The following is a 26,436-nucleotide window of genomic DNA, read 5'->3' as shown; positions in this document are numbered from 1 at the left end:
GCCGCCGTCAGGGACGGTAGCGGTAGCCCATCCCGGGCTCGGTGATCAGATGCCGCGGGCGGGCCGGGTCGTCCTCCAGCTTGCGGCGCAGCTGGGCCAGGTACTGGCGCAGGTAGTTGCTCTCGTTCTGGTACTCCGGCCCCCAAACGTCGTGCAGCAGCTGCCGCTGGCTGACCAGCTTGCCGGGGTTGCGCAGCAGCTTCTCCAGCACGGCCCACTGGATCGGGGTCAGCTTCACCTCGGTCCCGTCGTCCCGGGTGACGGTGTGGTCGGCGAGGTCGACGGTGTGCTGGCCGATCCGTAGGGCGGCGGTGGCGTCGGTCGGAGCGCTCAACCGCCGGGTGACCGCCCGGATCCGGGCGAGCAGCTCCTCGACCCCGAACGGCTTGGTGACGTAGTCGTCCGCGCCCGCGTCGAGCGCGTCGACCTTGTCCTCGCTGCCGGCCCGACCGGAGAGCACGATGATCGGCACGGTGGTCCAGCCGCGCAGGCCCCGGATCACGTCGACCCCGTCCATGTCCGGCAGGCCGAGGTCGAGGACGACCAGGTCCGGCGGATGGCCGGCGGCGGCCTTGAGCGCGCCGGCACCGGTGTCGGCGACCTCGACGTCGTACCGGCGGGCGCGCAGGTTGATCCGCAGGGCGCGCAGGATCTGCGGCTCGTCGTCGACGACCAGGATGCGCGTCATTCCTGTGGTCCCTCCACCAGGTTGTGGCTGACGGCCGGCAGCCGCAGCACCATCGTCAGTCCACCACCCGGGGTGGTCTCCGGGGTGAGGCTGCCCCCCATCGCCTCGGCAAGCCCACGGGAGAGCGCCAGGCCGAGCCCGACCCCGGTCTGGTTGTCCCGGTCGCCGAGCCGCTGGAAGGGCAGGAAGACGTGCTCCCACTTGTCCTCGGGGATACCCGGGCCGGTGTCGATGACCCGCAGCTCGACCAGGCCGGCGTGGGCGCTCGCGGTCACCGTCGGCGGCTGACCGGGCGGGCTGTAGCGCAGCGCGTTGGCGATGATGTTCACCAGCACCCGCTCCAGCAGCCCGGGGTCGGCGGAGACGGCGGGCAGGTCGGCCGGTATGTCGGTGGCGACCCCGGCGGCCTGGGGTTCGAGCTCGTCCAGGGCCCGGGGCACCGCGTCCTCCAGACCGATCGTGGCCGGGGTGAGGCCGAGCACGCCGGCCTGGAGCCGGCTCATGTCGAGCAGGTTGGCGACCAGCCGGGCCAGTCGGTCCAGCGACTCCTCGGCGGTGGCCAGCAGCTCCGCCCGGTCCTCCTCGTCGAACTCGACGTCGGGGCTGCGCAGGCTGGTCACCGCCGCCTTCGCCGACGCGAGCGGAGTACGCAGGTCGTGGCTGACCGCCGCGAGCAGCGCGGTGCGCATCCGGTCGGCCTCGGCGAGCGGCCGGGCGGTGGCCGCCTCCTCTGCCAGCCGCTCCTGCCGCAGCGCGACGGCGGCCTGGGCGGCGAACGCCTCGACCAGTCGACGGTCGGCCGCCTCCAGCCGGCGTCCGCAGAGCACGACGGTGATCCGTTCGTCGACCGGCACCGCCGTCTCGCCGCTGTCCGGGGTGGTGGCCGGCTGGTCGCCGACGCTGGCCACCACGCACCAGGAGCCCTCCTCCCGGGCCCGGGCCGGTCGGCCGGCTGCCTCCTCGACGAGCTCCAGCACGCTGACCGAGCGCAGCCCGAACGTCTCCCGCAGCTGGTCGAGCAGCGCGATCAGCGGCCGTCCGCCGCGCAGCACCCCACCGGCCACGGCGGCCAGGGTCTGGGCGTCGGCCGCGGCGCGGGCCGCCTCCCGGGTACGCCGCGCGGCAAGGTCCACGATCCAGCTGACCGCGAGGGCCACGCCGACGAAGACCACCAGGGCGAGCAGGTTCTCCGGTTCGGCGATGGTGAGGGTGTGAAAGGGCGGGGTGAAGAACCAGTTGATCAGCAACGTCCCGCCGAGAGCGGCGACCAGGGCCGGCCAGAGCCCGCCGACCAGCGCGACCACCACCACCCCGGCGAGGAAGAGCAGGATGTCGCTGGCCAGGGTGAGGTCGGGCAGCACCGTCAGCAGCAGGGTCAGCAGCGGCATGCCGACCAGGGCGAGGGCGAAGCCGAGCAGCCGCCGACGCCGGGAGAGCGCCGCCGCCGGCACGGCAGCGGCACGCCGGCCCCGGCCCGCCTCGGTGTGGGTGACCAGGTGCACGTCGATGCTGCCGGAGAGCGCGGTGGTGGTCACCCCGACGCCACGGGAGAGGAGCTGGGCGAACCGGCCCCGGCGGCTGGCGCCGAGCACCAACTGGGTGGCGTTGACCCCGCGGGCGAAGTCGAGCAGGGCCGCCGGCACGTCGGTGCCGAGGACCTGGTGGTACGTGCCGCCGAGGCTCTCCACCAGCACCCGCTGCCGGGCGAGCTGTGCCGGGTCGGCGCCGGCGAGGCCGTCGCTGCGGGCCACGTGTACCGCGAGCAGATCGGCGCCCTTGCTGCGCGCGGCGATCCGGGCCGCCCGGCGGATCAGGGTCTCCCCCTCGGGGCCACCGGTGAGCGCCACCACCACCCGCTCGCGGGCCTCCCAGGTCTCGGCGATGCCCTCCTGGCTGCGGTAGCGGCCGAGCTGCTCGTCGACCTTGTCAGCCAGCCAGAGCAGCGCCAGCTCGCGCAGCGCGGTGAGGTTGCCGACCCGGAAGTAGTTGCCCAGCGCAGCGTCGATCTTGTCGGGCCGGTAGATGTTGCCGTGCGCCATCCGTCGGCGCAGCGCCTCCGGAGTCATGTCGACCAGCTCGACCTGCTCGGCGCCGCGGACGATCTCGTCCGGCACGGTTTCCCGCTGGGTGGTGCCGGTGATCTGGGCGACCACGTCGTTGACCGACTCGAGGTGCTGCACGTTGACCGTGGAGAGCACGTCGATGCCGGCGTCGAGCAGCTCCTGGACGTCCTGCCACCGCTTGGCGTTGCGGGAGCCGGGGACGTTGGTGTGCGCCAGCTCGTCGACCACGGCGACCTGGGGTCGGCGGGCCAGGACCGCGTCGAGGTCCATCTCGGCGAACTCGGCGCCGCGGTAGTCCATGCTGCGGCGCGGCACCTGCTCCAGGTCACCGAGCATCGCCGCGGTGTGCTTACGGCCGTGCGTCTCGACCAGCCCGATCACCACGTCGGTGCCCCGCTCGGCCCGGCGGTGGGCCTCCTCCAGCATGGCGTACGTCTTGCCGACGCCGGGGGCGGCGCCCAGGTAGATGCGGAGTTCTCCTCGTCGCACGGGACCATCCTCTCCGGTGGGCCGGCCCGCTGGGGCGGCCACGGCGCGGGGCGAGACCACGGTGGTGGCCTCGCCCCGCGCGGTCGGTGGGTCAGCGGGCCGGGAACTCCCGGTCCAGGGCCAGGTTGAGTTCGAGGACGTTCACTGCGGGCTCACCCATGAAGCCGAGCGCCCGGCCGTTGGTGTGCGCGTCGACCAGGCGACGGACCGCTGTCGGGTCGGCGCCGCGCTCGCGCGCGACCCGGTTCACCTGCAGCTCGGCGTACGCCGGGCTGATCTGCGGGTCGAGGCCGCTGCCGCTGGCGGTGACCGCGTCGGCGGGCACCGCGGGGTCGGCGGGGGCGTTGCCGCGGATCGGGGTGATGATCCCGCCCTCGGCCACGTAGTCCTGGCCCGGCTGGGCCAGCTCCACCGACACGCCCTCGAAGGTGGCGAGGAACGGGGTGGCCGGGGCGGTCTGGTTGACGCTGACCACCCGGGTCGGCGTGCCGGTGAGCCCGTCGGCGCGGAACACCGCGAGCACCGCGCCGACGCCGTCGATGGTGCAGAACGGGCGAGCGCCGTCCACGCCGTTGAGCTCGCCGACCGCCTTGCTCCGCTCGCAGACCTGGGTGAGCAGGCTCTGCGTCGACTCCTCGGGGTCGGTGGCGATCGTGTCCACCACGCTCTCCGGACCGAGGTTGCTGGCCGCGGTGGCGGTGGGGTCGTAGCCGTCACCGGCGGCCGACGGACGGCTCTGGAAGTAGCGCGCGACCGGGTTGCCGTCGGCGTCGGTGAACGACTGCCCGATCAGGCTGCTCCCGACGGTCTGTCCGCCGACGCTGACCAGGGACCCGTCCGCCTTGCCGGCGAGACCGGGGATGTGGCCGACGGCGACCAGCGCGAGCGGGTAGGCCAGGCCGAGCAGGACGGTGAAGACGAGCAGGGCCCGTAGGGCAGCGAGGTGCTGGGCGAGCCAGGTTGGTAGGCGCATCACGAGATCCCTGGGATGAACTGGATGATCAGGTCAATGATCTTGATTCCGACGAACGGCACGACGAGGCCGCCCAGGCCGTACAGCCACAGGTTGCGGCCGAGCAGCTTCGACGCGCTCGCCGGCCGGTACCGCACGCCGCGCAGGGCGAGCGGGATCAGCACGACGATGATGATCGCGTTGAAGATGACCGCGGCGAGGATCGCCGACTCCGGGCTGGACAGTCGCATGATGTTCAGCGCGTCCAGGCTCGGGTAGAGGCCGGCGAACATGGCCGGGATGATCGCGAAGTACTTCGCGACGTCGTTGGCGATGGAGAAGGTGGTCAACGCGCCCCGGGTGATCAGCAACTGCTTGCCGATCTCGACGATCTCGATGAGCTTCGTCGGGTCCGAGTCGAGGTCGACCATGTTGCCGGCCTCCTTCGCGGCCGACGTGCCGGTGTTCATCGCCACGCCGACGTCGGCCTGGGCCAGCGCCGGAGCGTCGTTGGTGCCGTCACCAGTCATCGCCACCAGCCGGCCACCCTGCTGCTCCTTCTTGATCAGGGCGAGCTTGTCCTCCGGGGTGGCCTCGGCGAGGAAGTCGTCCACCCCGGCCTCGTCGGCGATCGCCTTCGCGGTCCGCGGGTTGTCACCGGTGATCATCACGGTCCGGATGCCCATCCGGCGCATCTCGTCGAAGCGCTCGCGCATTCCGGACTTGACCACGTCCTTGAGGTGGATGACGCCGAGTGCCCGGGCGGGCTGACCGTCCACGTGCTCGGCGACCACCAGCGGGGTGCCGCCGGTGCCGCTGATCGCGTCCACCAGCTCGCCGACCTGACCGGTCGGGTGGCCGCCGTTGTCGCGTACCCACTTCATCACCGCGGCCGCGGCGCCCTTGCGGATCCGGCGGACGCCGCCGTCGACGCTCTCCGCGCCGAGGTCGACGCCGCTCATCCGGGTCTGCGCGGTGAACGGCACGAAGGTGGCGTGCGGCATCACGCCCGGCTCGCGTTCGCGCAGCCCGTACTCGTTCTTGGCCAGCACCACCACCGAGCGCCCCTCCGGGGTCTCGTCGGCCAGGCTGGAGAGCTGCGCGGCGTCCGCGACGTCCCCGGCGGTGACTCCCTCGACCGGTAGGAACTCGGCGGCCTGCCGGTTGCCGAGGGTGATCGTGCCGGTCTTGTCCAGCAGCAGGGTGTTCACGTCGCCGGCCGCCTCGACCGCGCGACCGCTCACCGCGAGCACGTTGCGCTGCACCAGGCGGTCCATGCCGGCGATGCCGATCGCCGAGAGCAGCGCGCCGATGGTGGTCGGGATCAGGCAGACCAGCAGGGAGACCAGCACCACGCCGGTGACGCCGGAGTCGGTGATCGCACCGGTGTCCGGCGCGGCGGCCTGGTACGCCTTCGAGAAGATCGCCAACGGCTGGAGGGTGACCACCGCGAGCAGGAAGATGACCGTGAGCGCGGCGAGCAGGATGTTCAGCGCGATCTCGTTCGGCGTCTTCTGCCGGTTGGCGCCCTCGACCAGGGCGATCATCCGGTCGATGAAGCTCTCCCCCGGCTTCTGGGTGATCTTCACGACGATCCGGTCGGAGAGCACCCTGGTGCCGCCGGTCACCGCGCTGCGGTCGCCGCCGGACTCCCGGATCACCGGCGCGGACTCGCCGGTGATGGCCGACTCGTCGACGCTGGCGATGCCCTCGACGACGTCACCGTCGCCCGGGATGGTGCCGCCCGCCTCGACCAGGACGATGTCGCCCTGCTTCAGCTCCGGTGCGGGCACCGCCTCGTCCGAGTACCGGTTCGCCGGCAGGCCGGGCGCCCAGCCGATCAGCCGGGTGGCGATGGTGTCCCGCTTGGCCTGGCGCAGGGTGGCCGCCTGGGCCTTGCCCCGGCCCTCCGCGACGGCCTCGGCCAGGTTGGCGAAGAGCACGGTCAGCCAGAGCCAGACGGTGATGGCCCAGGCGAACACGGACGGGTCCGCGACCGCGAGCACGGTGGTGAAGACGGCGCCGATCTCGACGATCAGCATCACCGGGTTGCGCCACAGCGTGCGCGGGTCGAGCTTGCGCAGCGCGTCCGGCAGGGACCGGAACAGCTGCTGCGGGTCGAGCAGGCCCCCGCCGACCCGGTTGCCCTGGGTGGCCGGGGTGCCCGCGGTCGGCTGTTCGCCGGCCCCGGATGTCACCGACGTGACGGACATGTTCTCGTTCCTCATGGGGTTCACAGCCCCTCAGCCAGGGGGCCGAGCGCGAGTGCGGGCAGGAAGGTCAGCGCGACCAGGATCACCGTGACGCCGACGACCATCCCGACGAACAGGGGCCGGTGGGTCGGCAGGGTGCCTTCGGACGCCGGGGTGGGCTGCTGCCGGGCCAACGAACCGGCCAGGGCGAGCACGAAGATGATCGGCAGGAACCGGCCGAGCAGCATGCACAACCCGAGCGCGGTGTCCCACCAGGTGGTGTTCACCGTGATGCCGGCGAACGCGGAACCGTTGTTGTTGCTGGCCGAGGTGAACGCGTAGAGCACCTCGGAGAGCCCGTGGGGGCCCACGTTCAGCGCGGTCGAGTTGTTGCCGGTGGCGAACGCCGCCGCCGTGCCGGCCAGCACCAGCGTCGGGGTGATCAGGAAGTACATCGAGGCGAACTTGATCTCCCGGGCGCCGATCTTCTTGCCCAGGTACTCGGGCGTGCGGCCGACCATCAGCCCGGCGACGAAGACCGTGATGACCGCGAGGATCAGCAGGCCGTAGAGGCCGGCGCCGACGCCACCGGGGGCGACCTCGCCGAGCATCATGTTGACCAGCGGCATCATCCCGCCGAGCGGGGTGAACGAGTCGTGGAACGAGTTGACCGCGCCGGTCGAGGTCAACGTGGTCGCCGCGGCGAAGGTCGCCGAGTTCGACACGTCGAAGCGGACCTCCTTGCCCTCCAGCGCCGCGCCGACCGCCTGCGGCACGGTGCCGTGCCCGGCGAGCTCGAAGACGTTGGTCAGCGTGATGCTGGCCAGCGCGAGGATGCCCATCACCGCGGCGATGGCGTACCCCTGGCGGTTCTGCCCGACCATCCGGCCGAAGACCCGGGGCAGGCTGAACGGAATCAACAAGATCAGGAAGATCTCCAGCCAGTTGGTCCAGGCGGTCGGGTTCTCGAACGGATGGGCGCTGTTGGCGTTGTAGAAGCCGCCGCCGTTGGTGCCCAGCTCCTTGATCACTTCCTGGCTGGCCACCGGGCCGCCGGTGATCGTCTGGCCGCCGCCGGTCAGCGTGCTGACGTCGGTGCCGCCGGAGAGGTTCTGCACCACGCCGCCGATCATCAGCGCGATCGCGCCGAGCACGGCGATCGGCAGCAGGATGCGCACCGTGATCCGGGTCAGGTCGACCCAGAAGTTGCCCAGCTGCTCGGTGCGGTGCCGGGCGAAGCCCCGCACCAGGGCCACCGCGATCGCGATACCGACCGACGCGGAGACGAAGTTCTGCACCGCCAGGCCGGCCATCTGCACCAGGTGGCCCATGGTCGACTCACCGGAGTACGACTGCCAGTTGGTGTTGGTCACGAACGACACCGCGGTGTTCCAGGCGCCGTGCGGCACCACCGCGTCGAAGCCCAGCGACAGCCAGAGCTTGTCCTGCACCCGCTGGAACGCGTAGAGGAACAGCAGGGAGACGGCCGAGAACGCCAGCACGCTGCGGGCGTAGACGCCCCAGGTCTGCTCGGCGGCCGGGTTGACCCCGACCAGGCGGAAGATCCCGCGCTCGACGCGGGACTGCCGGGTGCCGGAGACCACCCGGTACATGTAGTCGCCGAACGGCTTGTAGACGGCGACCAGCGCCACCACCAGCGACAGGATAAAGATGACGCCGGCTGTTGTCATGGTCATCAGAAGCGCTCCGGGAACAGCAGGGCGACCACCAGGAACAGACCCAGGCCGATCGCCAGCACGAGGCCGACGGCGTTGACCGCGCTCACAGCTTCTCCACCGCCCGGATCACCAGGGCGAGCGCTGCGAACAGCACCACCGTCAAGACCACGAACACCACGTCAGACACGCTGACTCCTCGTACGGGAAAGGTTCGTCGCGACCGCCTGCCGGTCGCGCCGGGCAATCAAAGCGCCACGCAGTGCACGGCGACAGGGTCCATAACGCGACCATGACGGCAGGCCCCGGTTTCTTGACGGCCTTTTCACAGCTCGCCCCCATCGGGTGAGCGCGGCCACAGCGGGCGCGGCGCCTGGTGGGCCGGCGCGAAGGTCCGGCGGCGGGTTTCCACGCCGCCGGGCGGTCGTCAAGAGCGCAGGTGGCGGTACCCGGCTCCCAGGGCGGCCGCGAACGCGATCACCGCCGGGTACGAACAGACCTCACCGGAGACCCCGGTCAGGTCGCCGAACTGGTTGACCAGGAACCCGATGAAGGTCGCCGCGGCCAGTACCGTCGTCACGGCCAGCGCCCGCAGGTCCGGCACGACGGCGGCGTACCCGCCGACCGCGAGCGCGACGACCAGCAGCCGGCCCGGCACCTCGGCCGGCGGAAAGAGCGCCGCGGCCAGCAGAGCCGCACCGACCACCAGCAGGGCACCGAACGCTGCGCTGACTCCGGTGGGGGTACGACAGTCCTCCGCTCCGATCTTCCGGTCACGATCGACGCTCACGGCACGCCTCCGCCGAACCTGAGCCCGCCCGCCGGGCCCGTCCGTCGCCATCCGATTCCCGCCGACCGGCAACCGTCGATGGTTTTCACACGCCTGTGACGGTGAGCCGGGGATTCTTGACGACGCCATAACGACGGCGCCCGGTGTGCGGCCGGCCTCGGGGGCGGACCGCACCTGTCTAACCTGATCGGGTGACCGCCGAGCTGACTCTGCTGTCAGGTGTCTCCTACCGGGGCCGGGAGATCGCCGGGCCCCGGCTGCACGGGCTGCTCGCGCTGCTCGCCGCCGACCTGCGCGCCGGGTGCGGCACCGGCCGGCTGGTCGCCGGGCTCTGGCCGGACGAGCTGCCGGAGAACCCACCCAAGGCGGTGCAGGTCCTGGTCTCCCGGGTGCGGGCGCAGCTGGGCGCGGACGTCATCGCCCGGACGGCCACCGGCTACCGGCTCACCCTGGTCGAGGAGCAGGTCGACGCCGCCGCCGTGCTGCGGCACGCCGCGGTGAGCGCGGAGCGGGCCCGGGCCGGCGACCATGCCGCGGCGTTGGCCAGCGCGGACGCCGGTCTGGCCTACTGGAGCGGGCCGCCCGAGGAGAGCGCCGCCGGCGATCCGCTCGCCGTGCTGCGGGCCGAACGGGCCACCGCGTACCGGTCGCTGCTGCGCTCACGGGCGCTGGCGTTGGCCCGGCTCGGCCGGCACGCCGAGGCGGTCGGGCCGCTCGCCGAGCTGGCCGGCGGACCGACCCGCGACGAGGAGCTGCTCGGCGAACTGCTGCGCGCCGAGGCGGCCACGACCGGTCCGTCGGCGGCGCTGGCCCGCTACGAGGCGTACCGGCGGTCGCTCCGCGACGAGCTCGGCACCGACCCTGGAACGGCGCTGCGGGAGGTGCAGCGGGAACTGCTGCGGGACGAGCCGCCGCCGGTCCGGCACGGCGTGCCGCACGATCCCAACCCGCTGCTCGGGCGGGACGCCGACATCACCGCGGTGACCGGGCTGCTGCGCGCCTCCCGGGTGACCTCCATCGTGGGGCCGGGCGGGCTGGGCAAGACCCGGCTGTCCTACGCGGTCGCCCGGCAGGCCGCGCAGCGCGTCGTCCACCTGGTGCCGCTCGCCGGTGTGCGAGCCGACGAGGACGTGGCCGGTGAGGTGGCCGCCGCCCTCGGCGTCGGCGAGACCCTCGGTACGCCGGCCGCCGCCCTGTCCGCCGGGCGGGACCCGGCGACCGCCATCGCCGCCGTGCTCGGCTCGGGACCGACGCTGCTGGTGCTCGACAACTGCGAGCACGTCGTCCGGGGCGCCGCCGAGCTGGTCGGTGCGCTGGTCTCGACGACCCGCGACCTGCGGGTACTCGTCACCAGCCGTACCCCGTTGGGCCTCTCCTCCGAGTCCGTCCACCTGCTGCCGGAGCTGACGCTGCCGACCAGCGTCGAGCTGTTCGGGCAGCGGGCGCGCTCCGCGCGGCCCGGCGTCGACCTGCCCGGGGACGTGGTGGCGGCGCTCTGCCGGCACCTCGACGGGCTCCCGCTCGCGGTGGAGCTGGCGGCGGCCCGGGTGCGGACCATGTCGGTGGCCGAGATCGCCCGCCGGCTGGACGACCGGTTCGCCCTGCTCCGGGGCGGGGCCCGGGACGCGCCGCAGCGGCACCACACGCTCCACGCGGTGGTCGACTGGAGCTGGGCCCTGCTCGACGAGGACGGCCGGGCGGCCATGCGTGCCCTCTCCGTCTTCCCCGCCGGGTTCACCGCCGACGCGGCCCGGTACCTGGTCGACGGCGACCCGCTGCCGGTGCTGGAACACCTCGTGGACCAGTCGCTGCTCAAGGTCGACGAGACCCCGACCGGTGTCCGGATGCGGATGCTGGAGACGGTCCGCGAGTTCGGCGCCGCCCGCCGCGACGAGGCCGGGGAGACCGGGGCGGTGACCGACCGTCTCCTCGACTGGGCCCGGGACGTCGGCCTCACGCACCACGAGGAACTGCTCGGCCCGGACGCGTTCGCCACCGTGGAGCGGGTCCGCGCCGAGCAGGACAACATCGTGCAGGCGTACCGGATCGCGCTGGCCCGTGCGGACTGCCCCACGGTGGCTGCCACCGCGGCCGTCCTGGCCGGCATCTGGACGCTGGACGCCGCCTACACCCGGATGATCGCGCTCGCCGAGGAGACCGGGCCGCCGCTCTCGCACTACCGGCCCGAGCCGAAGTTCGTCGAGGTGACCAGGGCCGCCTCGGCCCTCTGCGCGGCGAACCTGATGATGATCCAGGGCCCGCACCCCATCCGCAGCCTGGTGACCCTGCGCCGCCTGCCGCCCCCGTCGCCGGACACCCTGACCGGTGCGCTGTCGATCCTGCTGAACGCCCTCCCCGCGATCGCCGCGGACCCCGCCGTGCTGCGCGCGCTCCGGGCCCGCCCCGAACCGCTCGTGGCCGGCCTCGCCCACTCCCTCGCCACCTACACCTACGAGCGGGAGGGCGACCCGGAGGGCGCGCTCGACGCGGCCCGGCGGATGCTCGACGCCCTCGGGCCGACCGTCACCCCGTGGTTGCGGATCCTCGCCCACTCCCGACTCAGCGAACTGCTCGCCCAGACGGATGAGTGGGAGGAGACACGACGGCACCTGATGGCGGCGCTGCGCCTGCTGGAGGAGACCGGGCCGTGGGCCGACGTGATCCAGATCCGGTGGGCGCTGGCGCTCGTCAGCCTCGGGGCCGGTGACGTCGACGCGGCGGAGCGCTGGCTCGAACTGGCGGCCCGGCACGGCATCGAGGACGCGTACGGGCTGGGGTCGTTCGAGCTGGGCGTCCGCGCCGAGGTCCGGCTCCAACGTGGCCAGGTCGACCGCGGACTGGAGCTGTGGCGACAGGCCGTCACGGACGTCACCGCGTCCGTGGACCCGCTGTTCCAGACCGACGAGTGCGGCGGCCCCACCCCGTGGGCGCTCCAGATCGGGGCGATCGCCGTCGTCGCGCACGCCAGGTCCGACCGGCTCGATCTCGTTCCCACGCTGCCGGATGCGCTGGCCGACCACCTGCACCGGATGCTGACGAATCCCGCCGTCAACCCGCCCGCGTTCGTGATGCAGCAGCCGGTCTCCGGCACGCTCCTCCTGGCGCTCGCCATGGTCGACATCGAGCAGGCCCGCAACGGCGGCGATCCCGCGGCCGCCGCCAGCGGCGCCCGGCTGGTCGCCCTGGCGGAGCGGTTCCGCTTCCTGCGGGAGTTCCAGCCCACGATGTCCTCGGCCACCGCGCGGCAGGAGGCCGAACAGGCCGACAAGGCGGCGTACGCCGACGCGGTGTCGACGTACGCCGCCATGGACCCGGGCGGGCTGCGGGCGGCCGCGCTCTCGGCGCTGGCCGCCCGTCCCGCCGGTCACCGCGACGGGTCGCGATCGTAGAGCTTTCGCGCCCACAGGTAGCTCAGCAGCGTGATCCCGGCGCACCAGGCGAGCGCCTGGGTCGCGCTGGAACCGATCGGCCCGCCCACCAGCAGGCCACGCAGGGTCTCCATCACCGGCGTGAACGGCTGGTACTCGGCGAACCAGCGCAGCCCGGTCGGCATCGAGTCGGTGGGGACGAACCCGCTGCCCAGGAACGGCAGCAGCATCAGCGGCATGGGCAGGTTGCTCGCCGTCTCGACGCTCTTGGTGACCATGCCGAGCGCCACCGACAGCCAGGTGATCGCGAAGGTGACCGCGGCGAGCAGCCCGGTGGCGGCCAGCCACTCGAGCGGGCCGGCGGTGGGGCGGAACCCGACCAGCAGGGCGACGCCGGTGACCGCCGCGAGGCCGAGCATGGTCTGGATCAGACTGCCGACGACGTGGCCGGTCAGCACCGACACCCGGGCGATCGACATGGTGCGGAACCGGGCGACGATGCCCTCGGTCATGTCCATCGCCACCGAGATCGCCGTGCCCTGCGCCACCCCCGCCACGGCAATGAGCAGGATGCCGGGCGTGACGTAGGTGGCGTACTCCTCGCGGCCGCCGGAGGGCCCGCCGAGTCCGGCGCCGAGGGTGCCGCCGAAGACGTAGACGAAGAGCAGCAGGAAGATCACCGGAATGCCGATGACCATCAGGGTCAGGGACGGGTACCGCTGCATGTGGCGCAGGTTGCGCCGCAGCATGGTCGCGGAGTCGCTCAGGGTGTACGCGAGGCTGCTCATGCCAGCACCTCCCTCCGGTCGGCGCCGGCCTGAGACTCGCCCGCGCTGTGCTTGATGATTCGCTCGCTGCGCTCGCTCATGCCGGGACCTTCTCCTGGGTGTCGTGGCCGGTGAGGGTGAGGAAGACGTCGTCGAGGTCAGGCGTGTGCACGCTCAGCGACTCGACCTCGACCCGGATGTCGTCGAGCCGGTCGAGCACGGCCCGCAGCGACCGGACGCCGCCGTCGCTCGGCACCCGCAGGGTCAGCGACTCGTCGTCGCGGCGCACGTCGCCGAGCGCGCGGGCGGCCGCGGCCAGCCCTTCGGCGTCGGTGAAGCGCAGCTGGAGGTGGCCGCCCGGGGCCCGCCGCTTCAGCTCCTCGGCCGTGCCCTCGGCGACCAGCCGGCCGTGGTCCAGCACGGCGATCCGGTCGGCGAGCTGGTCCGCCTCCTCGAGGTACTGGGTGGTGAGGAAGATGGTCACCCCGCCGGACACCAGTTCCCGGATGATCTCCCACATCGCCCGGCGGCTGCGCGGGTCCAGACCGGTCGTCGGCTCGTCCAGGAAGATCAGCCGCGGGTCGCCGACCAGGGTCATCGCCAGGTCGAGCCGCCGGCGCATGCCGCCGGAGTAGGTGGCAGCCGGCTTGCCGGCCGCGTCCACCAGGTCGAACCGCTCGAGCAGCTCGGCGGTCCGCCGACGCTCCGCGGCACGCCCCAGATGACGCAGGTCGGCCATGAGCTTCAGGTTCTCCGCGCCGGTGAGCAGGTTGTCGACCGCGGAGAACTGGCCGGTGACGCCGATGCCGGCGCGCACCCGGTCCGGCTCGCGGGTCAGGTCGTGTCCGACGACCCGTATGTCGCCGCCGTCCGCCCGGATCAGCGTGGACAGGATCTGGACCGCCGTGGTCTTGCCTGCGCCGTTCGGGCCGAGCAGGGCGAAGATGGTCCCCTCGGCGACGTGCAGGTCGATGCCGTCGAGGACGACGTGGTCGCCGTACGTCTTGCGCAGGCCGGTCGCGGCGATCGCCGGCCGTGGTGCGGTTGTCGTCATGGGGGAAGCGTGCGCGGCACCCGGATCACAGCGGTTTCACCGCGGTTTCACGGTCCGGGCGGCGCGTTCCGGGCCTGTTGACACACCGGGGGGCGGGCACGAGGGTGAGGCCATGTCGCACCCCTCGCCCTGGCGCCAACCCGAGCACGACGACCTGGCCGACCTGGCCCGCAGCTTCTTCACGAAGGAGGTGCTGCCGCACGCCGACCGGTTGGCCGCCCAGGGGCACCCGGACCGCGAGCACTACCGCCGCGCCGGCGAGCTGGGGCTGCTCGGCCTCTCCGTGCCCGAGCAGTACGGCGGCGGGGGCGGGGGCTTCACCCACGAGGCGGTCATGCTGCACGAGCAGGCGCACACCGGGGAGAGCAGCCTCGGTCTGGCCGTGCACAGCGGCATCGTCACCGGCTACCTGGTGGCGTACGGCAGCGAGGAGCAGAAGCGGCGCTGGTTGCCCGGGCTGTGCAGCGGCGAACTCGTCGGGGCGATCGCGATGACCGAGCCGGACGGCGGCTCGGACCTGCAGGCGATGCGCACCCGCGCGGTACGCGACGGCGACGACTACCTGATCACCGGGGCGAAGACCTTCATCAGCAACGGCGGGCTCGCCGACCTGGTCATCGTGGCCGTCAAGACCGACCCGGAGCAGCGGGCCGCCGGGATCTCGCTGCTGGTCTGCGAGGTCGGCGGTGATCCGGAGGGGTTCCGCCGTGGCCGGCTGCTCTCCAAGATCGGGCTGCACGCCAACGACACCGCCGAACTCTTCTTCGACGGGTTCCGGGTGCCGGCGGCGAACCTGCTCGGCGCGGCCGAGGGCCTCGGCTTCGTCCAGCTGATGCAGCAGCTCCCGCAGGAGCGACTGGTGATCGCGGTGGGCGCGGTCGCCGCGATGGAACGGGCGGTCGAGCTGACCGTGGCCTACACCAAGGAGCGCACCGCCTTCGGCAAGCCGCTGCTCGGGCACCAGAACACCCGGATGGTGCTCGCCGAGTGCGCCACCCGGGCCCGGGCCAGCCGGGTCTTCCTGGACGACTGCATCGCCCGGCACGCCCGGGGCGAGCTGGACGTGCCGACCGCCGCGATGGCCAAGTACTGGCTGACCGAGGGGCAGTGCGAGGTCATCGACCGCTGCCTGCAGCTCTTCGGCGGCTACGGCTACACCACCGAGTACCCGATCGCCCGGATGTACGCCGACGCCCGGGCCCAGAAGATCTACGGTGGCACCAACGAGATCATGAAGGAGCTGATCGCCCGTGCGCTCTGACCCCGGGTCGGCCGCGCCGGAAGGTCGGGGTGGGCCGCTGGCCGGCGTACGGGTGGTCGAGCTGGCCAGCCTCGCGCCCGCCCCGTTCGGCTGCATGGTGCTCGCCGACCTCGGCGCCGACGTGGTCCGGGTCGACCGGCCCGGCGGTCCCGCCGCCGGTCGGTTGGCCGCGCCACCCGGCGGGCCGTTGCAGCGCGGCCGGCGGGTCACCGCTCTGGACCTCAAGTCGCCGGACGGCGTGGCCGACCTGCTGCGCCTGGTGGAGCGCGCGGACGTGCTGGTGGAGGCGTACCGGCCGGGGGTGGCCGAGCGGCTGGGCTTCGGGCCGGAGACCTGCCGAGCCCGCAACCCCCGGCTGGTGTACGCCCGGATGACCGGCTGGGGGCAGGACGGCCCACTGGCCCCCCGGGCCGGGCACGACATCGACTACATCGCGGTGGCCGGCGCGCTGGAGCCGCTGGGTCGGGCCGGTGAGCGCCCGCACGCGCCGTTGAACCTGCTCGGCGACTTCGCCGGCGGCGGAATGCTGCTCGCCGTCGGGGTGCTGGCGGCGCTGCTGGAGCGGGAACGCTCGGGCGTCGGGCAGGTGGTGGACGCCGCGATGGTCGACGGCTCCGCACTGCTCACCGCGTTCCTGCACGGGATGCTGGGTACCGGGCTCTGGTCCGCGCCGCGCGGGCGCAACCTGCTCGACGGCGGGGCGCCGTTCTACGACACGTACCGCACCGCCGACGGCGGTTACCTGGCGGTCGGGGCGCTGGAGCCGGCCTTCTACGCCGCCCTCCTCGCCGGCCTTGGTCTGGGCGACGACCCCGACCTGCCGGCCCAGTACGACCCGGCGGGCTGGGACGAGCTGCGCCGCCGGTTCACGGAACGGTTCGCGACCCGGACGCGGGACGAGTGGACGGCCGTCTTCACCGACCTGGACGCCTGCGTGGCGCCGGTGCTCGCCCCGACCGAGGCGCACCGGCACCCGCACAACGCCGCCCGGGGCACCTTCGTGGAGGTCGGCGGGGAGGTCCAGCCCGCCCCGGCGCCGCGATTCGGGCGTACGCCCTCCCCGCCCCCGGCCCCCACCCCTGACCCGGAACCCGCGGCGGAGATCATCGCGCGCTGGTCGAGCTAGCCGACAAAGAAGATCTTGGTAGGAAAGCGCTCCCGGAGGGGCAGTTTCCTACCAAGATCTCCAGCGGTCAGCCGCGCGCGGTGGCCGGCTCCGGCTCGGCCACGGTCGACGAGGTGTCGGCGGTGGGCTCGGCGGCGGCCTCCTGCACGTCCGGGCCGTCGTGGTCCTCGTCGAGCATGGTGGCCTCGTCGAACGGACGCTCGCCGGCGAGCACCGCCCGGGCCTGCTCCGGGTCGAACTCGCCGGTCCAGCGGCCGATGAGGACGGTGGCGACCGCGTTGCCGGCGAAGTTCGTCAGCGCCCGCGCCTCGGACATGAACCGGTCGATGCCCACGATCAGCCCCACCCCGTCGACCAGGTCCGGCCGGTGCGACTGGAGCCCGCCGGCCAGGGTGGCGAGGCCGGCGCCGGTGATGCCGGCGGCGCCCTTGGACGCGATGATCATGAAGACCAGCAGCGAGATCTGCTCGCCGACCGAGAGCGGGTCGCCCATCGCCGAGGCGATGAAGAGCGACGCCATGGTCAGGTAGATCGCGGTGCCGTCCAGGTTGAACGAGTAGCCGGTCGGCACCGTGATGCCCACCACCGGCTTGCTCACTCCGACGTGCTCCATCTTCGCGATCAACCGCGGCAGCGCCGACTCCGACGACGAGGTCGACACGATCAGCAGGAACTCCCGACCGAGGTACCGCAGCAGCGAGAAGATCGAGATCCGGGCCACGAACCACAGCAGCGCACCGAGCACCACCAGCACGAAGATCAGACACGTCGCGTAGAAGCCCAGCATGATCTGGGCCAGGCTCTTCAACGCGTCCATCCCGGTCGCCCCGACCACGGCGGCGATCGCGCCGAACGCACCGATCGGCGCCAACCACATGATCATGGCGAGCACCTTGAAGACCAGGCGCTGGATGGTGCCGACGGCCCGCAGCACCGGCTCGCCCCGGCGGCCCATGCTCTGCACGGCGAAGCCGACCAGCAGGGCGACCAGCAGGGTCTGCAGCACCTCGCCACCGGTCAGCGCGGAGAGCAGCGAGGTGGGGATGATGCCGAGCAGGAAGTCGACGGTCCCCTCGCTCTCGGTCCCCGCCGCCTTCTGGCCCGCCTCGGCCAGCTCGTTGCTCAGCTGGAGCCCGGAGCCGGGGTGGATCAGGTTGCCGACGACCAGGCCGATGGCGAGCGCGACGGTCGACATGATCAGGAAGTAGCCGAGCGCCAGGCCGCCGACCTTGCCGACCTTCGCGGCCTGCCGTACGGAACCGACGCCGAGCACGATGGTGCAGAAGATGACCGGGCTGATCATCATCTTGATCAGCGCGACGAAACCGGTGCCGAGGGGCTTGAGCTCCTGCGCCGCGTCGGGGGCCGCGAAGCCGAGGATGATGCCCGCCAGGACGGCGCCGATCACCGCGAGGTAGAGGAAGTGGGTGCGATCCCGCCGGGGCCGCGTGGCCGGTGTGCTGGTGGTGGGGGTCTGCATGGCTGAGACTGTGGCCCAGGTCTCAACCGGAATCAGCCTTGCGTTCATTCTGTTCACCGACCTGAACTGTCGACGAAACAGGGAGCGCGACGGACCGTCACGACGAGGAGACATGACCGGACGGAAGTGGAGCATCGCCGGGCAACTGTTCGCCCTCCAGGTCGTCGTGGTCACGCTGCTGGTGGCGGCGGCCACCCTGGGGGTCGCGCTGGTCGCCCGCTCCGACGCCCGGGACGCGGCCCGCGAGGAGGTGCTGGCGGTGGCCGAGACGGTCGCCCGGTCGCCCGAGGTGGCCGCCGCGCTGCGCACCCAGGACCCGTCCGCCACCCTCCAGCCGTACGCCGAGTCGATCCGGGTCGCCACCAGCACGGATTTCGTGGTGGTGATGGCCCCGGACCGGACCCGCCACTCGCACAGAGACCCGACCCAGATCGGCCGGCCGTTCATCGGCACGATCGAACCGGCGCTGGCCGGGCAGCCGTTCACCGTGGTCAACACCGGCACCCTCGGCGAGTCGGTCCGCGCGGTGGTGCCGGTACGCGACACCGGCGGCGCGGTGATCGGGCTGGTCTCGGTCGGCATCACCACCGAGGCGATCGACCGGGAGCTGCTCGAGAAGTCGCCGGTGCTGGTGGCCGCCACCATCGCCGCGCTGACCCTGGCCGGCGCCGGCTCCTGGCTGCTCAGCCGGCGGCTGCGCCGGCAGACCCACGGCCTCGGCCCGGCCCAGATCACCCGGATGTACGAGTACTACGACGCGGTGCTGCACTCGGTGGGCGAGGGCCTGGTGGTGATCGGCCCGGACCGCCGGATCGCGCTGATCAACGACGAGGGCCGCCGGCTGCTCGGGCTGCCCGCCGACGCGGCGCTGGTCGATCAGCCGGTGACCGAGGCCGACCTGCCGGCCGCGCTGACCGAGCTGATCACGTCGGGTCAGGCCGCCCGGGACGAGCTGATCCTGACCGCCGATCGCGCGCTGGTCGCCAACCTCCGCCCCACCGGCGCCGACAGCCGGGCCCTGGGCACGGTGCTGACCCTGCGGGACCACACCGACCTGCGGGCCCTCACCAGCGAGCTGGACTCGGTGCGCGGGCTCACCGACGCGCTCCGGTCGCAGGCGCACGAGGCCGCCAACCGGCTGCACACCGTGCTCACCCTGGTCGAGCTGGGGCGCACCGAGGAGGCCGTCCGGCTGGCCACCGAGGAGCTGGCGCTCGCCCAGCAGCTCACCGACCAGGTGGTCGGCGCGATCGCCGAACCGGCGCTGGCCGCGCTGCTGCTCGGCAAGTCCGCCCAGGCCGCCGAGCGCGGCGTGGAGCTGACCGTCGACCCGACCTCCCGGCTCGACGTCGGCACCCTGCCGGCCGGGGAGCTGCTCACCGTGGTGGGCAACCTGGTCGACAACGCGCTGGAGGCGGTCGCCGCCGGGGAGCCGCCCCGGCGGGTACGGGTGTACGTGACCGAGACGGCCGGCGAGGTGCTGGTCGAGGTGACCGACAGCGGCTCCGGGCTGCCGCCCGACCGGGTCGCCGACGCGTTCCGTCGGGGCTGGTCGACCAAGGCCAGCGGACGGGGCATCGGCCTCGCCCTGGTCGCTCAGGTGCTGGCCCGGCACGGCGGCCGGCACGAGGTGGCCGCCGGACCGGACGGCGGGACGGTGTTCCGGGTCCGGCTACCGGTCCCGGCGGAGCAGCGGACATGACCGAGATCCGGGTGCTCGTCGTCGAGGACGAGGAGCTGATCGCGGCGGCGCACCGCGCGTACACCGAGCGGGTGCCGGGGTTCCGGGTGGTCGGGGTGGCGCACACCGCCCGGGAGGCGATGCGGGAGCTGCGCCGGACCGGCGCGGACGCGGTCGACCTGGTGCTGCTCGACTTCCACCTGCCCGACGTACACGGCCTGGACATCTGCCGGGCGATGCGGGCGGCCGGCAGCGACGCCGACGTGCTCGCCGTCACCTCCGCCCGGGACCTGGCCGTGGTCCGTTCGGCGGTGGCCCTCGGGGTGACCCACTACCTGCTCAAGCCGTTCACCTTCGCCGCCTTCCGGGACAAGCTGGAGCGCTACGCCGAGTACCGACGGCAGGCGTCGGCGGGTGGCGCGGTCGCCGCCCAGCACGAGGTGGACCGGATGTTCGCCACCCTGCGCGGAACCGCCCCGGACACCCTGCCGAAGGGGCTCGGCGCGCAGACGCTCGACGCCGTACTGGACGTGCTGCGCCGTCAGCCGGGGCTCTCCGCCTCGGAGGTCGCCGAGCGGACCGGCACCTCCCGGGTCACCGCGCGGCGCTACCTGGAGCACCTGGCCGAGACCGGCCGGGTGGCCCGGACACCCCGCTACGGCACCCCGGGCCGTCCCGAGGTGGAGTACCGGCCCACCTGAGCGCCCGTACCGGCGGTGCCGTGACCCCGGCCGGCCCGGTGGGATCCGAACCTCCCCGTTCCGGCCCGGCCGGAGCCCGCCGGGCATGATCATGCAGGTGGCGGCGCGAGAGCCCGCCCACAGAAGCAGGGAGGAGCCCGGCTGTGCCCGACGCCGACGAGCTCATCACCGACGCGCTCGCGGCGGCCCGTGACACCGACGTACGCCGCGCCGAGCGGCAGCTGGACCGGCTCGTGGTCGGCACCGGCGCACCGGACGGCGCGGCGGCGGTGGACGCGGCGCTGCTGCGCCGGCTGGCCGGCGGCGTCGGGCGGCTCTGGCCGCGCGGCTGGCAGCCGGTCGACCTGGCCCGGATCGCGGGTCGGCGGCTCGGCGCCCGGCCGGCCCGGCTGCTGGCGGATGCCATGGCCCTTCAGCGGCGCGAGCAGGCGGGCCCGGTCCCGACGTGGTGGGACGAGCAGCTGCGCGACCTGGACGCCGGGCTGTGGTGGGACGACGACCGTGCCCACCTCACCACCTGGGCCGCCCGGGAAGGGGTGGACCGGGTGACCGCGCTGCGGGAGGCGGTCGAGGCGCTGGCGTTGGTGGAGGGGCTGCCACCGATCGCCGTGCTGCGGCCACCGCCCGGGTCGACGCCGACCGGCGGGCCGGCCGGCCCGGGCGCCGGCTCCCGGGGTGGCGGCGGTTCGCGGATGCTGGACCGGGTCCGGGCGCTGCTGGCCAAGGCCGAGTCGACGACCTTCCCGGCCGAGGCCGAGGCGCTGACCGGCAAGGCGCAGGAGCTGATGGCCCGGCACAGCCTCGACGAGGCGTTGCTGGCGGCCGACGCGCCGCGGACCGACCTGCCCGGCGGGGTGCGGCTCGGCACCGAAGCCCCGTACGCCGGCGCGAAGGCGCTGCTGGTGCAGGAGGTGGCGGCGGCGAACGGGTGCGAGGCGGTCTGGTCCGACGATCTCGGCTTCGCCACCGTGCTCGGCTGGCCGGCCGACCTGGAGGCGGTCGAGCTGCTCTACACGTCGCTGCTGGTGCAGGCCACCGCCGAGATGCTGCGCGGCCGGGGTCAGCGCCAGGGAAAGGGAGGCGGGCGGCGTACCCGCGGTTACGACGAGTCCTTCCTCAACGCGTTCGCGCTGCGGATCGGCGAGCGGCTGCGGGCGGTCAGCGCAGCGGCGAGCCGGCAGGCGGCGGAGGCGGCCGGGGCGGAGCGGTTGCTGCCGGTGCTGGCCGCCCGAGGTGAGGCGGTGCGCGAACGGATGGAGAGCCTCTTCCCCGGGGTCCGCCGGCACCGGCTGACCGTCCGGGACGCGGAGGGCTGGGCCTCCGGCACGTCGGCGGCCGACCGGGCGTCGCTCGACCCGGGTGGTGCCCGGCCGGGCCGGCAGGTACGCGGCAAGCGCTGAGCCGCCCCGGCGTGGGGGCCACCGTCCCGCCGAAGATTCTGCGATTTTCTTACCTACGGTTGTAGGGACCGGAGTATCGGCTCCGACCCCTCGGCGAGCCGCGCCACCGATCGCGCGGCCAGGACGCGAGGAGCAGGTCGTGAAGTACATGCTGTTGATCTGGAACCGGCCCGGCTTCGTCGAGGAACTCTCCGAGCAGGAGCGGGTCACGCTCTTCGGCGAGGTCGACGAGATCATGGCGGAGCTCTCCGCGTCCGGGGAGCTGGTGGGCGGGCAGGCGCTGGCCGACCCGTCGCAGACGCGTACCGTCCGGCTGGCCGGCGGGCATCCGGAGGTCGTCGACGGGCCGTTCATGGAGAGCAAGGAGCAGTTCGCCGGCTACCTGGCGGTCGACTGCGACAGCCCGGAACGGGCGGCGGAGATCGCGGCACGCTGGCCGGACGTGCGCTACGGCGGCGTCATGGAGGTCCGCCCGATCATGGACGACGCCGGGACCGAGATGTGACCGACGGCGGCGAGGTCGAGGAGCTGCTGCGCGTCCTGGCGCCGCAGGTCCTCGGCCTGCTCGTCCGCCGGCACGGCCAGTTCGACCGGTGCGAGGACGCGGTGCAGGAGGCGCTGCTCGCCGCCGCCCTCCAGTGGCCGGAGCAGGGCCTGCCGGAACATCCGCGCGCCTGGCTGCTCACCGTCGCCACCCGCCGGCTCACCGACGAGTGGCGCAGCGAGCACGCCCGCCGGGAGCGCGAGGTCACGGTGGCCACCCGCGAGCCGGCGTACGCCATGGTCGCCCCGCCGGCGGACGCGGAGCCGCCGGCCGGCGACGACACGCTGCGCCTGCTGTTCCTCTGCTGCCACCCGGCGTTGGCCCGGTCGGCGCAGGTGGCGTTGACCCTGCGCGCGGTCGGCGGACTCAGCACCGCACAGATCGCACGCGCCTACCTGGTGCCCGAGGCGACGATGAGCCAGCGGATCCGCCGGGCCAAGCAGCGGATCGAGGCGGCCGGCGCGCGGTTCACCATGCCGTCGCCGGCCGACCGGGACGACCGGTTGGCCGCGGTGCGGCAGGTGCTCTACCTGATCTTCAACGAGGGGTACACCGCGTCCAGCGGGCCGGAGCTGCACCGCGCCGAGTTGACCGGTGAGGCGATCCGGCTGGCCCGGATGCTGCACGCGCTGCTCCCCGACGACGGGGAGGTGACCGGGCTGCTGGCGCTGATGCTGCTGACCGACGCGCACCGGGCGGCCCGGGTCGGGCCGGGCGGCGAGCTGGTGCCGCTGGCCGAGCAGGACCGCGACCGGTGGGACCGGGCCGCCACGGCGGAGGGCGTCGCCCTGGTCACCGAGGCGCTGACCTGGTCGCCGCCCGGGCCGTACCAGCTCCAGGCGGCGATCGCGGCGGTGCACGCCGAGGCGCCGTCGGCCGCGGAGACGGACTGGCCGCAGATCGTGGCGCTCTACCGGCTGCTCGCCCGGTTCGCGCCGAACCCGATGGTCACCCTGAACCAGGCGGTCGCGGTGGCCATGGTGGACGGTCCGCGCGCCGGGCTGGCGCTGCTCGCGCCGCTCGCCGACGACGAGCGAACGGCCGCACACCACCGGCTCGCGGCGGTCCGTGCCCACCTGCTGGAGCTGGCCGGCGAGCCCGGCCCGGCGCGGGAGGCGTACCTGGCCGCCGCCCGGGCCACCACCAGCCTCCCCGAGCGGCGTTATCTGGAGCTGCGGGCCGCCCGGCTGGCCGGGGCCGAGCCCGCACCGAGCATTGGAGTGGACCGACCATGAGCACCGTGACCAGTCAATTGTCGATCTCCCTGGACGGCTATGTGGCGGGGCCGGAGCAGAGCCTCCAGGACCCGCTGGGCCGGGGCGGCCTGCGCCTGCACGAGTGGCTCTTCGGCCTGGATGCCTGGCGGGCACAGCACGGGTTGACCGGTGGCGATCGCGGCGTGGACGCGGAGGTCGTCGACGAGATGACCCGCAACGTGGGCGCGTACGTCATGGGGCGGCACATGTTCGGCGGCGGCGACGGGCCGTGGGACGAGACGTGGCGCGGCTGGTGGGGCGAGGAGCCGCCGTTCCACACGCCGGTCTTCGTGCTCACCCACCACCCCCGCGCCGCACTGACCATGGCCGGCGGCACGGAGTTCCGGTTCGTCGCCGACGGCATCCACTCGGCGCTGAAGCAGGCGCGGGAGGCGGCGGGTGGCCGGGACGTCTCGATCGCCGGTGGCGCGAGCACCGTCCGGCAGTACCTGACCGCCGGCCTGCTCGACACCCTTCAACTGCACATCGTCCCGATCGTGCTCGGGGCCGGCGAGCGGCTCTTCGAGGACGTCGGCGATCTCCGGCTGGAGCAGGCGGCGGTGGTCGCCGGCCCGAGCATCACCCACGTGACGTACCGGGTGTCACGCTGACCGTCGCCGGCCGCCGGGTCACCCGACCCGACGGCCGGTGACGCGGGCGTCAGGTGGTCGGGTCCACCGCCGGGCACCGGACGCCCCGAGCCGGCGGCGCCACGTCGACCAGGTACCGGTCGACGGCCCCGGCGACGCACGGGCTGGTCGTGTAACTGCCGTGCCCCCAGCCCTGGTAGGTCAGCAGGACGCCGTGGCGGCCGAGCTGTCGTGCGACGCCGGTCGCCCAGTTGAAGCCGCTCGCCGGGTCGTGCCGGGTGCCGGCCACCAACAGCGGCACGTCGGTACGCACCCGCAGGCGGTGCTGCGGGTTCGCCACCGGCGGCGGGGTGCCCAGGCAGGTCGCCACCGCGAAGACGGCCTGGGGATAGCGCAGGTCGGGCGCGATCCGGGCGAGCCGGTTCAGGTGCGCGGCATACTCCCGGTGGTCGCGTACCGGCAGGGCCCAGTCCTGGCAGAAGACCGCGAAGGGGTACGGACCGACCGTCTCGGCCGGGGCGCTCGGGGTGGCCGTGGTGGCCGCCGGCGTCGACTCCATGGTCTGGATGTCCGCCGCCAGCCCGGGCCAGTCCGGCCCGTACAGCGCCTTCTGGGCGAGTCGACTGAGCAGGAACGGGGTCAGCCTGGACCCGGGACGGTCGGGGTCGGTGAGATCGCCGCGCTCGGCTCGGACCCGCAGGCCCGCCCAGATCGCGCGGAGGTCCCTCCCGTGCAGCACACACCGTGCGTCGCCGGCACACCAGGCGACGAACTCGTCGAAGGAGTCCTGGACGGTGGCCGCCTGGGTGTCCAGGAAGGACCGGGTGTCGAGGCTGTGGTCGACCACCGCCTCCAGCACCATGGCCCGTACCCGGCCCGGGAACAGCTCGGCGTACTGGAGGCCGAGCAGGGTGCCGTACGAGCTGCCGTGGAAGGTCAGCCGGCGCTCACCCAGCGCGGCCCGGACCGCGTCCAGGTCCCGTGCCGCGCTGGCGGTGTCCACGTGGTCGTAGAGCGGCCCGGTGCGGGCTCGGCAGTCGGCCCGCAGGCGTGCGTTGCCGGCCAGCGTCGCGTCGAACTCCGCCTGGTCCGCGATCACCTGGGGCTGCGCCGCCAGCAACTCGGTGGCGCAGACGACCGGGTGGCTGCGGCCGGTGCCGCGCGGGTCGAGGCTGACGATGTCGAACCGGCGGCGCAGGTCGTCGCTGAAGCGGTTCATGCCGGTGAGCAGCCGGTCCACCCCGCTGTCGCCGGGCCCACCGGGGCCGAAGACCAGCGAGCCGACGCGGGCGGCGGGGTCGGTGGCGGTCCGGCGGGCCAGGGCCAGGTCGAACCGCTCACCGGCCGGCCGGTCCCAGTCGACCGGGACCGACAGCGTGCCGCACTCGGCGGTGGCGTCCTTCTCGCAGGGGTGCCAGGTGATCGTCCGGTCGGGCCCGGGGCGGGCCGCCGAGGCCGGTGGGCCGACGGCGGTCACCAGCGTGACGGCCGTCGCGACCGCCAGCGTCCAGCCGACGGACTTGCGTACGCGCAGCACGAAATGCTGTCCTCTCCTCGAAGGGGCATTGCGGTGAGAACTCGCCCGTGGGCGAGGTGATGCTGCTTCCGCCCGGGCCGTCGAGTTGGCGCTCGACGGCCCGGGAACCTGCCGCTAGTCGACGTCCCGCAGGACGCGCTCGACCGTGCTCATCCGGTTCTCCATCCCGCCCAGCCGGTCGTCCAGCGTGGCGAGCAGACGTTCGTTGCTCTCCTGGGCGCGGACCGCCGTCTCGGCGAGCCGGCGGTACTCCTCCTCGCGGATCCCGCCGAGCCGCGCCCGTCGGGTCTTGGCCACCTGCACAACGGTCACCGTGATGACGCTGATGAGCAGGGCGAAGACGCCGAACGCCCCGACCACCTCGGTCCAGTCGTGCTCGCTCACTCCGACCACCCCCCGGCACCGTCGCGGTCCGCCGCGTCCGGCGGGGTCAGCGTGCGGACCGCGACCGCGATGAGCTCCGGAGTGAGCCGGAGCACGAACGGTTTCACCTCGTAGTACTTCATTGCCTTCCCGTCCTCCGACAACTCCAGCTGGGCGGACACGAGACCGGCCGCCGTCAGCTTCCGCAGGTGGACCTGCAGCAGGGCGCGGCTGATGCCGAGATCCCGGGCGAGCCGACTGACGTAGGCGCGCTCCCGGGCCAACGCGGCGATCACCCGCAACCGGTGTGGGTTGGCCAGGGTGCCGAGCACCCGGACCAGGTCATCTCCCGACAGCGGCGGGTCACCACTCATGACGAGCCCTTGCACATGCAAAAGGAAGTTAGCAGGTGTCGCGCCGACGAGGTAGCCCTCTGTCGGCGTGATCAGGGTGAGTTA

The 26,436-nt window shown here is 73.4% G+C and carries 22 protein-coding genes; 9 read left to right on the top strand and 13 right to left on the bottom strand.

Annotation, left to right across the window (positions count from 1 at the left end):
- Positions 1-7: 7 nt before the first annotated feature.
- The 7 genes from ACIP9D_RS07805 to ACIP9D_RS07775 all read right to left on the bottom strand — a co-directional run bounded on the left by ACIP9D_RS07805 (position 8) and on the right by ACIP9D_RS07775 (position 8,850).
- Positions 8-688: a response regulator gene (locus ACIP9D_RS07805; RefSeq protein ID WP_350867739.1), complete on the bottom strand. Its 681-nt coding sequence runs from the start codon at positions 686-688 to the stop codon at positions 8-10.
- Positions 685-3,240, bottom strand: a complete 2,556-nt coding sequence (locus ACIP9D_RS07800) for a DUF4118 domain-containing protein (protein ID WP_350867741.1) — start codon at positions 3,238-3,240, stop codon at positions 685-687. The genes ACIP9D_RS07805 and ACIP9D_RS07800 overlap by 4 nt, the downstream gene beginning before the upstream one ends.
- A gap of 91 nt (positions 3,241-3,331) precedes the next feature.
- Entirely contained in the window at positions 3,332-4,213 is an 882-nt protein-coding gene (locus ACIP9D_RS07795; RefSeq protein WP_350867743.1) for a potassium-transporting ATPase subunit C, read from the bottom strand.
- On the bottom strand, positions 4,213-6,405 hold the full coding sequence (gene kdpB / locus ACIP9D_RS07790; RefSeq protein ID WP_350867745.1) for a potassium-transporting ATPase subunit KdpB: 2,193 nt from the start codon (positions 6,403-6,405) through the stop codon (positions 4,213-4,215). The genes ACIP9D_RS07795 and kdpB overlap by 1 nt, the downstream gene beginning before the upstream one ends.
- A 20-nt stretch (positions 6,406-6,425) precedes the next feature.
- A complete protein-coding gene (gene kdpA / locus ACIP9D_RS07785; protein WP_350867746.1) occupies positions 6,426-8,081 on the bottom strand; it encodes a potassium-transporting ATPase subunit KdpA in 1,656 nt (551 codons plus the stop codon).
- Positions 8,081-8,170 carry a K(+)-transporting ATPase subunit F gene (gene kdpF, locus ACIP9D_RS07780; protein ID WP_262287437.1) on the bottom strand — a complete coding sequence of 30 codons (90 nt, stop codon included), beginning with the start codon at positions 8,168-8,170 and terminating at the stop codon, positions 8,081-8,083. The genes kdpA and kdpF overlap by 1 nt, the downstream gene beginning before the upstream one ends.
- Before the next feature lie 317 nt (positions 8,171-8,487).
- The gene (locus tag ACIP9D_RS07775; RefSeq protein WP_350867748.1) at positions 8,488-8,850 is read right to left on the bottom strand and encodes a hypothetical protein; all 363 of its coding nucleotides are present in this window, start codon (positions 8,848-8,850) and stop codon (positions 8,488-8,490) included.
- A gap of 191 nt (positions 8,851-9,041) precedes the next feature.
- Between ACIP9D_RS07775 and ACIP9D_RS07770 the strand changes: the two genes are divergently transcribed.
- Entirely contained in the window at positions 9,042-12,239 is a 3,198-nt protein-coding gene (locus ACIP9D_RS07770; protein WP_350867750.1) for a BTAD domain-containing putative transcriptional regulator, read from the top strand.
- Here the strand turns inward: ACIP9D_RS07770 and ACIP9D_RS07765 are convergent.
- Positions 12,215-13,006 (bottom strand): ABC transporter permease, encoded by a 792-nt coding sequence (locus ACIP9D_RS07765; RefSeq protein WP_350867752.1) that lies wholly within the window; start codon positions 13,004-13,006, stop codon positions 12,215-12,217. The genes ACIP9D_RS07770 and ACIP9D_RS07765 overlap by 25 nt on opposite strands.
- Before the next feature lie 76 nt (positions 13,007-13,082).
- The gene (locus tag ACIP9D_RS07760; RefSeq protein ID WP_350867754.1) at positions 13,083-14,039 is read right to left on the bottom strand and encodes an ATP-binding cassette domain-containing protein; all 957 of its coding nucleotides are present in this window, start codon (positions 14,037-14,039) and stop codon (positions 13,083-13,085) included.
- A 112-nt stretch (positions 14,040-14,151) separates the two neighbouring features.
- Between ACIP9D_RS07760 and ACIP9D_RS07755 the strand changes: the two genes are divergently transcribed.
- The gene (locus tag ACIP9D_RS07755; protein WP_350867756.1) at positions 14,152-15,300 is read left to right on the top strand and encodes an acyl-CoA dehydrogenase family protein; all 1,149 of its coding nucleotides are present in this window, start codon (positions 14,152-14,154) and stop codon (positions 15,298-15,300) included.
- Positions 15,290-16,426 carry a CaiB/BaiF CoA-transferase family protein gene (locus ACIP9D_RS07750; protein WP_350867758.1) on the top strand — a complete coding sequence of 379 codons (1,137 nt, stop codon included), beginning with the start codon at positions 15,290-15,292 and terminating at the stop codon, positions 16,424-16,426. Before ACIP9D_RS07755 ends, ACIP9D_RS07750 begins: the two co-directional genes overlap by 11 nt.
- A 67-nt stretch (positions 16,427-16,493) precedes the next feature.
- Here the strand turns inward: ACIP9D_RS07750 and ACIP9D_RS07745 are convergent, their stop codons facing one another.
- Positions 16,494-17,906 carry a cation:dicarboxylate symporter family transporter gene (locus tag ACIP9D_RS07745; protein WP_350867759.1) on the bottom strand — a complete coding sequence of 471 codons (1,413 nt, stop codon included), beginning with the start codon at positions 17,904-17,906 and terminating at the stop codon, positions 16,494-16,496.
- A 112-nt stretch (positions 17,907-18,018) separates the two neighbouring features.
- On the opposite strand from ACIP9D_RS07745, the gene ACIP9D_RS07740 reads away from it, so the two are divergent.
- From ACIP9D_RS07740 to ACIP9D_RS07715, 6 genes are all read left to right on the top strand, one after another.
- Positions 18,019-19,608, top strand: a complete 1,590-nt coding sequence (locus ACIP9D_RS07740; RefSeq protein ID WP_350867761.1) for a sensor histidine kinase — start codon at positions 18,019-18,021, stop codon at positions 19,606-19,608.
- Positions 19,605-20,288 (top strand): response regulator, encoded by a 684-nt coding sequence (locus tag ACIP9D_RS07735; RefSeq protein ID WP_350867763.1) that lies wholly within the window; start codon positions 19,605-19,607, stop codon positions 20,286-20,288. Before ACIP9D_RS07740 ends, ACIP9D_RS07735 begins: the two co-directional genes overlap by 4 nt.
- 143 nt (positions 20,289-20,431) lie before the next feature.
- Entirely contained in the window at positions 20,432-21,688 is a 1,257-nt protein-coding gene (locus ACIP9D_RS07730) for a DUF2786 domain-containing protein (RefSeq protein WP_350867765.1), read from the top strand.
- Positions 21,689-21,836: 148 nt separating this feature from the next.
- Complete coding sequence (locus ACIP9D_RS07725; protein ID WP_350868796.1) at positions 21,837-22,193, top strand: YciI family protein; 357 nt, start codon at positions 21,837-21,839, stop codon at positions 22,191-22,193.
- Entirely contained in the window at positions 22,190-23,467 is a 1,278-nt protein-coding gene (locus tag ACIP9D_RS07720) for a DUF6596 domain-containing protein (RefSeq protein ID WP_350867767.1), read from the top strand. Before ACIP9D_RS07725 ends, ACIP9D_RS07720 begins: the two co-directional genes overlap by 4 nt.
- The gene (locus tag ACIP9D_RS07715; RefSeq protein ID WP_350867769.1) at positions 23,464-24,099 is read left to right on the top strand and encodes a dihydrofolate reductase family protein; all 636 of its coding nucleotides are present in this window, start codon (positions 23,464-23,466) and stop codon (positions 24,097-24,099) included. The genes ACIP9D_RS07720 and ACIP9D_RS07715 overlap by 4 nt, the downstream gene beginning before the upstream one ends.
- A 49-nt stretch (positions 24,100-24,148) precedes the next feature.
- On the opposite strand, the gene ACIP9D_RS07710 is transcribed toward ACIP9D_RS07715, so the two are convergent.
- The 3 genes from ACIP9D_RS07710 to ACIP9D_RS07700 all read right to left on the bottom strand — a co-directional run bounded on the left by ACIP9D_RS07710 (position 24,149) and on the right by ACIP9D_RS07700 (position 26,352).
- A complete protein-coding gene (locus ACIP9D_RS07710; protein WP_350867771.1) occupies positions 24,149-25,615 on the bottom strand; it encodes an alpha/beta fold hydrolase in 1,467 nt (488 codons plus the stop codon).
- Positions 25,616-25,729: 114 nt separating this feature from the next.
- The gene (locus ACIP9D_RS07705; protein WP_350867773.1) at positions 25,730-25,999 is read right to left on the bottom strand and encodes a hypothetical protein; all 270 of its coding nucleotides are present in this window, start codon (positions 25,997-25,999) and stop codon (positions 25,730-25,732) included.
- A complete protein-coding gene (locus ACIP9D_RS07700; protein ID WP_350867775.1) occupies positions 25,996-26,352 on the bottom strand; it encodes an ArsR family transcriptional regulator in 357 nt (118 codons plus the stop codon). Before ACIP9D_RS07700 ends, ACIP9D_RS07705 begins: the two co-directional genes overlap by 4 nt.
- Positions 26,353-26,436: the final 84 nt, after the last annotated feature.

The sequence above is a fragment of the Micromonospora sp. NPDC093243 genome (assembly GCF_044753725.1).
Classification (GTDB): Bacteria; Actinomycetota; Actinomycetes; order Mycobacteriales; family Micromonosporaceae; genus Micromonospora.
The sequence above is the reverse complement of the archived record's forward strand: the minus strand, read 5'-3'. Positions and strand labels throughout refer to the sequence as shown.